Origin of the sequence: Leptolyngbya sp. UWPOB_LEPTO1, assembly GCF_017302695.1 — a bacterium.
GTDB lineage: Bacteria > Cyanobacteriota > Cyanobacteriia > Leptolyngbyales > Leptolyngbyaceae > Leptolyngbya > Leptolyngbya boryana.
The window spans coordinates 1-7,022 of sequence record NZ_JAFLCJ010000058.1 but is presented as its reverse complement, the minus strand read 5'-3'; the positions used below and the strand labels follow the sequence as shown (position 1 = coordinate 7,022).

The window sequence follows — 7,022 nt, the reverse complement described above, 5'->3', positions numbered from 1 at the left end:
GAAAGTGAATGGAGAAGCAATCAATAAAACAAACACGAAAAAGAATAAGCAATAGCAGTATACTAGCTCGTAGCTAATGCTGCTTTTATCGACAAAGGAAGTGGTCTAGTTTTTGGGGGGCATTTCATTCCTCAGGCACGGCTGCCGTACTCCATTTCTTCACGACCGTTTGGTTGATCTGCACGACCACCACGTAGCGCCGCTTATGGACATCAATGCCGATATAAACCTGTTGCCCCTTGTATGATGAAATTGTGTGGCGTTCAAGCTGGTTTTCATGCTGTCCTCCTGGCTTGTTTTTGGTACTTTCAGGCTATTTCGGAGTGGGGCATCTTGGCTAGTGCGCCATACTATCCACCATAGGGACACTGAACTAGACTAACAGCCAATCGCAGTCCTTTCTTCAGTGGGTTGAAACCCACTTCGCACAGTTAGCCCGAACTTCCAGTTCAGGTCGGGATGCAAACGAGAGCGCCGATCTCCCAATTCATTTCACCTTACATGCAAGATTTCAGGAGGGGCAGCGCGATCGCACTGTCTCTTTACTCTTTGCAAAAGCGCGATCGAGTGCGACACCTGCTACACTCGATCGCTGAAATCTTGAGAAAATGCACCAATGCCGATCGAAACTTGGTTCCCGCTTGCTATCTACTATGACGACTTACCCGATGCTTCAGAACATCAACAAGCATTGCTGGATGCAGTTATGCAATTAGAGCACCAGGGAGCCGAACCTCGCAATTATCCTGAAATGGCGTGGACAGGCGATTTACATGGAGTCGAACAGATTCACACTCATCCCGCTTTTTCCTGGATTGTCAAACAAGTTGAGTTGCATGTCGCCACGTATTTACAAGAAGTGGGAGTCGATTTAAGCAAAGTTGATCTCTATATTCAGCGGGCTTGGCCGATTATTTCACGTCCCGATCAAGGTGTCGGTGCACATTGCCACAATACAGCGCATGTGAGTGCGGTTTACTACATTAAAGTTCCAACTGGGGAAATGTCTGATCCTGGCAGTTTAGTGTTTTTCAACGATGCGCGAGTGAATGAAGTTAGCCCAGGTCTGGGAAGCGAAAATACAGATATTGTTGATGCGGATAACTATCTGAATCAACTGGATACAGCTTATGCCCCTGTAGAAGGACGGTTAATAATTTTTCCTGCAAAACAACGCCATGCAGTCACGATGAACGAGACCGATGAAGTGCGCGTTTCATTGTCGTTTGACATTGTGCTAACTGCCACTGGCAAAGCTGCGGGTGCATATGAATTTCTCACGCCCCCTCCGAATCAGTGGAGAAAGTTTTTTGCATAAGTTGAGCGATCGAGTCGTAGGCAAGAATGAAGAGAGGAATTCTTGCCATGATGAGTACTGCTGACCAAACTACACTTGTTAGTCAAACCCAACCGTTTATTGAACTAAACAATTGTGGTGAAATTCTCCGGTTTCAACTTCAAGACGCAGAGTATCAACTTGGACGCGATCGCACTTGGTCAGATTTAGAGATTCCACAGATCGGTTGGGAGGTGCTCTCGCGACAACAAGCAATTCTCCAGCGTGAAGGTGAGGACTATCGAATTTATGATGGCGATCGCGAAAAGGTGAGCCGCAATGGAATTTATATCAACCACACGCGCATCTCTGCCCAAACAGGCTATTTACTCAAGCATGGAACTCAGTTAACGATTGGACAAGATCCAAACAATCAAGTTGTTTTAACTTACTTCAATCCTGCGAGCAGTCCAACGATCACACCTAGTAAGTTTCGGCTCAACCTCAAACAGCTTCGCGAGTTTCCCGTCGAACTCGGACGCGATCCTGATCCGTTGCGCTATTCCTCGATGAAATTGGATGCTCCCGTTGTGTCCCGTCGTCATGCTTCGATTTCTCCGACTCGCGATGGCCGCTACACACTGCAAGACCATAGTACGAACGGAACCTTTGTGAACGGGCAACGAATTGAGCGCTTTGCTGAACTGCGCGAGGGTGATCGCATTCGCATTGGGCCTTTTACGTTGCTGTATGAGCGCGGCTGTTTAGAAATGGTCGATCGCGGCAATGAGATTCGTTTAGATGCAGTTCATCTCGTTCGCAAAGTTCAAGATAAAAAAGGTCAGGAACGAACCATCTTGAGCGATGTTTCTTTGTCGATCGAGCCTGGACAATTAGTGGCATTGGTCGGAGGAAGTGGAGCTGGAAAATCTACCTTAATGAAAACGCTTTTAGGCATTGAGCCGACAACATCAGGAACGGTTTATCTCAACGGCGAAGACCTGCGGCAGCAGTTTGAGCTATATCGATCGCACATTGGCTATGTTCCTCAAGATGATATTGTTCATGGCAATCTAACTGTTGAAGAAGTCTTGAGCTATGCCTGTAAGCTGCGATTGCCACCGGATACAAATGTAAAAGCGGTTCTCGATCGCACGTTAGAACAAGTGAAATTAAGTCATGTGAAACATACATTTGTGCGCGATCTGAGTGGAGGACAACGCAAGCGAGTCAGTATTGGGGTCGAATTACTAGCTGACCCAAGATTATTTTTCCTAGATGAGCCAACTTCTGGACTTGATCCAGGGCTGGACAAGGAAATGATGAACTTATTGCGCGAGCTTGCAAATCAAGGAAGAACGGTTATTCTCGTCACTCATGCCACTGCAAATTTAGAAGTCTGCGATCGCGTTGCATTCATGGGGCGTGGAGGTAAGTTGTGCTACTTTGGCTCACCTCTGAACGCTTTAGAGTTTTTTGAAATGCCGTCTAATGATTTAAAGTATTTTGCTGATATTTATATCAAGCTTGACCAAGGCAGAACCAAACAAGAAGTACAAGCAACGGTTCAGATGTGGGCAACGAAGTTCGCCAGCTCGGTTGAGCAACGTCATTCTACTTTTTCTAAATCAAAATCTTCTGCCTCTCCAAAGCCAGCGCATTCTGCTCTCGTTCGGCAACTCGGTTTGTTAAGTCAACGCTATTTTCAATTGCTTTTGCGCGATCGTACAAGCTTACTTCTCACGCTACTGACTGGTCCAATCGGTATTACTTTAATTCGGCTCGCTCTAAAAGATAATACTTCTCTGACGCAAGTGGTTCCAGCGGAAGCAATGCAGGCTTCTCTTGCTTTAAGAACTTTATTCATCTTTAGCTGTATTGCAATTTGGGTGGGAATTTCCTGCGCGGCTCAAGAAATCGTCAAAGAAGCTGCGATCTATATGCGTGAGCGTTTGGTGAACCTGAATTTGATCGCTTATATCGGCTCAAAGCTCTTTGTGCGATCGGGAATTGCACTGTTGCAAACGATGTTGATTGTGATTGCGATCGCGCTAAATTTCCAATCTCCTGAATCAAAATTACTTCCTTGGATATTGAGTACAGGCGTGACAACTTTCCTAACGTTGCTGAGTAGTATTTGTTTGGGGCTATTACTATCAACCTTTGTCAAAAATGAAAATGAAGCCAACAATGCGTTACCGCTGATTATGATCCCGCAGATTATCTTCTCCGGTGTGTTATTTGAACTAGAAGGATTACCCGCGAAGTTTGCTTGGCTGTTACTAAGCCGTTGGTCAGTTGGAGCTTATGGCGCGATCGTCGATGTGAATGCCATGATTCCACCTGCGATTACGATCCCAGGACATGCGCCGATCCCACAGCCGATTCAAGCGAGTGCAGTGTACGATGCAACTTGGCAGAACTTAGGCTTGAACTGGGGAGTGCTTGGTGCCAGTAGTTTGGTTTACTTAGCGATCGCATTCATTCTGCAAAAACGCAAAGACATCAAAACGAATGGTCGCTGAGATCAACTCACACGCATTGCTCAAAACTCGTCTTTCACTGCGGCTTGTCCTTACCAAATCGCAAATCCGCCAATCGCTTCTGAGCATCTGGATCGAGCGAATGCATCAACAATCGTCCCGCTGATTTCTTCTTCGGCTTCAATTTGCTCTGAACTTTCCGCGCCGCAAATTCGACTTCATTGGCTAACTTTTCTGCCGACATCCACTCGGCTCCATATCCGACAACCGTTAACTGCTGAGCACGATCGCTCGTTGCCACAATCAACCGCTGCTTAAACTTCCGCATGTCATACCGAAAATCTGCACAAGTTTTCTCAATATACGTATCTGCGGTTTGCCCAAAATCGGTATAGCAGACATATAAATGCTTCGTGATGATTTCTCGATTCGTTCCGCCATCCCGAAACTGAGCATCAAACACCACATGGGTTTCAAAATCTTGATAAGCGCTATATCCCATCAGCGCTTCGACTAATTTCCGCCGCGACTCTTCTAATCCTTGACGATCGCGAATTTCTTTTAACTCATGCCAAGCTCCGACTATGTTATAGCCGTCCACCAATAGAAGTGCCTGTGGTGCAGAACGTGGCATCACTCAACGCAGAAAGGACAAGTTTGTAAAGATTGAATTGCTTCACATCTTATAATATTGCATTTTTTTAATAAGGTCTGCACTCAGATAGGGGATTCGCAGTTGTTCGCTCTTCTCAGCACCTCCGTCATTCTGAATTAAAATTGGCTTAACTTCTAAAGTTTTCTATTCAGATGAGTATTCAAGCGAAAGACTATCCCTTTGCTCAAGAATTTATTACAGATGCAGACGGACAAATTCGGAAAGTTGTGATCGATATTGTGGAGTATCAGAAATTGATTGCAATGCTTGAGGATGAAGGACTTTATCGCGCCATGCTAGAAGCAAGGCAAGAAATGCCTTTGAGTTTAGAGGAAGCACGTAAGGGAATGGCAGCAAAAACAGTCCAAGGATTCCTTCCGGCTGGCAATCTCTAATAAATTTCATGATGATCGTGCAATTCTCGCAAAAAGCATAGTTTTGATCCGAGATTCGATCAACATTTTGATTTTTAACTTCCTAAGATTTGTCACTGCTCAAATAGGCATTCAATTGAAAGATCATCCCTTTGCTTAGGAATTCATCTGTTTGTCCATAACCTGGTTGGAGCCGACAGCTTAGAGTCTTTTAACAATTTGTCTATTGTTATAGTCGATCTACTGTGGCTCAACCGAAATGTTATCTCGCAATTACGTGCTGTTTCAACCACTCTACAAATTGTGATCTCTCCAGTTCACCGGATGCCAACGCTAAAACAATTTGCTCCTGTTCATCAACTGATGCACTAATTTCTAGTTCATTTAGAACTAAAAAAGTTTCCATCGCTGCATGACCAATTCGCTTATTCCCATCTACAAAAGGATGATTCATAATCAGCGAAAATCCTAAAGCAGCAGCTTTATCGATCGAACTGGGATAAAGTTCTTCTCCACCAAAAGTCATTCGAGGTTGAGCGATCGCAGATTCCAGCATTCCTAAATCTCTAATGCCGATCGCTCCTCCAGATGTCTCAATAATCTGACGATGCAGAGCGAGAATCTCAATCAGCGACAAATAGCGAATCATGCCAGTCGCTTATAAAGTTCAGCATTTTTGTGCAGCACATAATCGGCAGCTTGAGAGAAATCACTTCTTGGATGCTTCAGCCAGTCTTCAATACTCATCCGTAGCAACTCTTCAGGAGCAATTCCAAGGTTTTGCGCCAAATCTTGTAATGCTTGAAATTGCTGGTCGGAAAGCTCAATTTTAACAGAAGCCATTCTTCATTCTCCCTAAGTTAAACAACGCTCAATCCTCAACGTCTTCCGACTGCATCAATCTCTGCTTCAGACGTTCGGGATCACCCCGATCGACAACTTTCCCCGCTTCCAGCAAAAATGCCCCGTCACAATATTCCAATTCTTCTAGCCGATGCGTCACCCAAAGCGCCGTAATTCCCCGCTTCTTCACCAAGGCTTGCACCTGCGCAACTAATTCCAATTGGCTATCGGGATCGAGCAGTGCGGTTGGCTCATCTAATAAAAGGACATCACAATGTCGGGCAATTGCACCCGCGATCGCTACCCTTTGCTTCTGTCCCCCACTCAGCGCATAAATCGGACGACGCTGAAACGCTCCCAAACTCACTGCCGACAGAGACTCTTCCACCCGTTGGCGAATCTCATCGATCTCTAATCCCTCATTCACCAACCCAAACGCCACATCTGCGCCAACCGTCGGCATCACCAACTGATGATCCGGATTTTGAAACACAAAACCGACCGGAGACGAAATCTGAATTTCTCCCCCAGTCGGTTGTAATAAACCTGCGAGAAGCCTTAACAATGTAGACTTCCCGCTTCCATTTGCGCCTAATAGCATCCAAAACTCTCCCTCTGGCACTTCCACAGCGCAAGAGTGCAGAATTTCTTTATCTTCCGACCAAGCGAAGCACAGATCAGTTGCTCGAATTGCCGCTTTCTGGAGCGTTTCTCCAGTCGGGTTAGGCGCGTCCAAAGTCATAACTACTCAGCCGCCACTGCAAAGAATCCAGCAGGTCTGCCCGAAGCCGCAGCGCTCGACTTCTCGTACATCTGAACGGCTGCGATCGAATCCGCAAACACCGCAATCTTCTTATCCGTCTGACGATCGCACGTGAATTCCAACAATTCACCTGGAGCCTTCATTGCCCCGATGATTTCTTGATAAGTCGCTTCTGCATCTTCAGCCGATTTGCGGTGAAATGACAGACCAATTGGAGTTCCCTTTAACGTTAATTCCAGAATAAACATAATGTCGATCGTACAAATTGCCAGTTCTCAGTATCGCAAATATCCGCAGAAACGGCTTGCTTCCCCATTCTGTCGGATCGAAGTCAAATTGCAAGAATTTCCGCAATTTTAAGATTTATTAAGAAAATACTGGAAATTTCTAGAGAAGTCTTCCTATAATCAAGAGCATAGGTAACGAAAAGTAAATTCTGCTCATAATTCTTGATGCAGCAGCGTTCAGTTTTTCATTCCATACTTATCTGGAGTTTTAATAATGACCATCGCAGTAGGTCGCGCGCCGCAGAGAGGAGTCTTTGACGCTCTCGATGACTGGCTCAAACGCGACAGATTCGTCTTCGTCGGTTGGTCGGGCATCCTGCTCTTCCCCTGTGCCTTCCTGG

The 7,022-nt window shown here is 45.7% G+C and carries 8 protein-coding genes and 1 pseudogene; 4 read left to right on the top strand and 5 right to left on the bottom strand.

Going from position 1 to position 7,022, the window contains the following annotated elements; genetic code table 11:
• Positions 1-616 precede the first annotated feature (616 nt).
• A complete protein-coding gene (locus J0L70_RS31870; RefSeq protein ID WP_017287113.1) occupies positions 617-1,318 on the top strand; it encodes a TIGR02466 family protein in 702 nt (233 codons plus the stop codon).
• Between the two features lie 47 nt (positions 1,319-1,365).
• Positions 1,366-3,801, top strand: coding sequence for an ATP-binding cassette domain-containing protein (locus J0L70_RS31865; protein ID WP_287457331.1), 2,436 nt, complete (start codon positions 1,366-1,368; stop codon positions 3,799-3,801).
• A gap of 34 nt (positions 3,802-3,835) precedes the next feature.
• Here the strand turns inward: J0L70_RS31865 and J0L70_RS31860 are convergent, their stop codons facing one another.
• Positions 3,836-4,393: an NYN domain-containing protein gene (locus J0L70_RS31860; RefSeq protein WP_017287115.1), complete on the bottom strand. Its 558-nt coding sequence runs from the start codon at positions 4,391-4,393 to the stop codon at positions 3,836-3,838.
• A 173-nt stretch (positions 4,394-4,566) separates the two neighbouring features.
• Here J0L70_RS31860 and J0L70_RS31855 point away from each other — a divergent pair, with 173 nt between their 5' ends.
• On the top strand, positions 4,567-4,809 hold the full coding sequence (locus J0L70_RS31855; protein WP_287457329.1) for a RelB antitoxin-like protein: 243 nt from the start codon (positions 4,567-4,569) through the stop codon (positions 4,807-4,809).
• 241 nt (positions 4,810-5,050) lie between these two features.
• Here J0L70_RS31855 and J0L70_RS31850 read toward each other — a convergent pair whose 3' ends face one another.
• Genes J0L70_RS31850 through J0L70_RS31835 form a run of 4 tightly spaced genes read right to left on the bottom strand, consistent with a single transcriptional unit; the run spans position 5,051 to position 6,642 of the window.
• Positions 5,051-5,437, bottom strand: a complete 387-nt coding sequence (locus J0L70_RS31850) for a type II toxin-antitoxin system death-on-curing family toxin (RefSeq protein ID WP_287457328.1) — start codon at positions 5,435-5,437, stop codon at positions 5,051-5,053.
• Positions 5,434-5,631 (bottom strand): DNA-binding protein, encoded by a 198-nt coding sequence (locus J0L70_RS31845; protein ID WP_287457327.1) that lies wholly within the window; start codon positions 5,629-5,631, stop codon positions 5,434-5,436. The genes J0L70_RS31850 and J0L70_RS31845 overlap by 4 nt, the downstream gene beginning before the upstream one ends.
• Positions 5,632-5,659: 28 nt before the next feature.
• Complete coding sequence (locus tag J0L70_RS31840) at positions 5,660-6,373, bottom strand: energy-coupling factor ABC transporter ATP-binding protein (protein ID WP_287457326.1); 714 nt, start codon at positions 6,371-6,373, stop codon at positions 5,660-5,662.
• 2 nt (positions 6,374-6,375) lie between these two features.
• Entirely contained in the window at positions 6,376-6,642 is a 267-nt protein-coding gene (locus J0L70_RS31835; RefSeq protein WP_017287120.1) for a UPF0367 protein family, read from the bottom strand.
• A gap of 253 nt (positions 6,643-6,895) precedes the next feature.
• Here J0L70_RS31835 and J0L70_RS31830 point away from each other — a divergent pair.
• Positions 6,896-7,022 (top strand): annotated as a pseudogene (locus J0L70_RS31830) (photosystem II D2 protein (photosystem q(a) protein)); the annotation flags it as partial.

Coding starts and splice junctions, on each gene's coding strand:
- J0L70_RS31835 (WP_017287120.1), bottom strand. CDS start 6,642: ATGTTTATTCTGGAATTAACGTTAAAGGGAACTCCAATTGGTCTGTCA.
- J0L70_RS31845 (WP_287457327.1), bottom strand. CDS start 5,631: ATGGCTTCTGTTAAAATTGAGCTTTCCGACCAGCAATTTCAAGCATTA.
- J0L70_RS31860 (WP_017287115.1), bottom strand. CDS start 4,393: ATGCCACGTTCTGCACCACAGGCACTTCTATTGGTGGACGGCTATAAC.
- J0L70_RS31865 (WP_287457331.1), top strand. CDS start 1,366: ATGATGAGTACTGCTGACCAAACTACACTTGTTAGTCAAACCCAACCG.
- J0L70_RS31840 (WP_287457326.1), bottom strand. CDS start 6,373: ATGACTTTGGACGCGCCTAACCCGACTGGAGAAACGCTCCAGAAAGCG.
- J0L70_RS31870 (WP_017287113.1), top strand. CDS start 617: ATGCCGATCGAAACTTGGTTCCCGCTTGCTATCTACTATGACGACTTA.
- J0L70_RS31855 (WP_287457329.1), top strand. CDS start 4,567: ATGAGTATTCAAGCGAAAGACTATCCCTTTGCTCAAGAATTTATTACA.
- J0L70_RS31850 (WP_287457328.1), bottom strand. CDS start 5,437: ATGATTCGCTATTTGTCGCTGATTGAGATTCTCGCTCTGCATCGTCAG.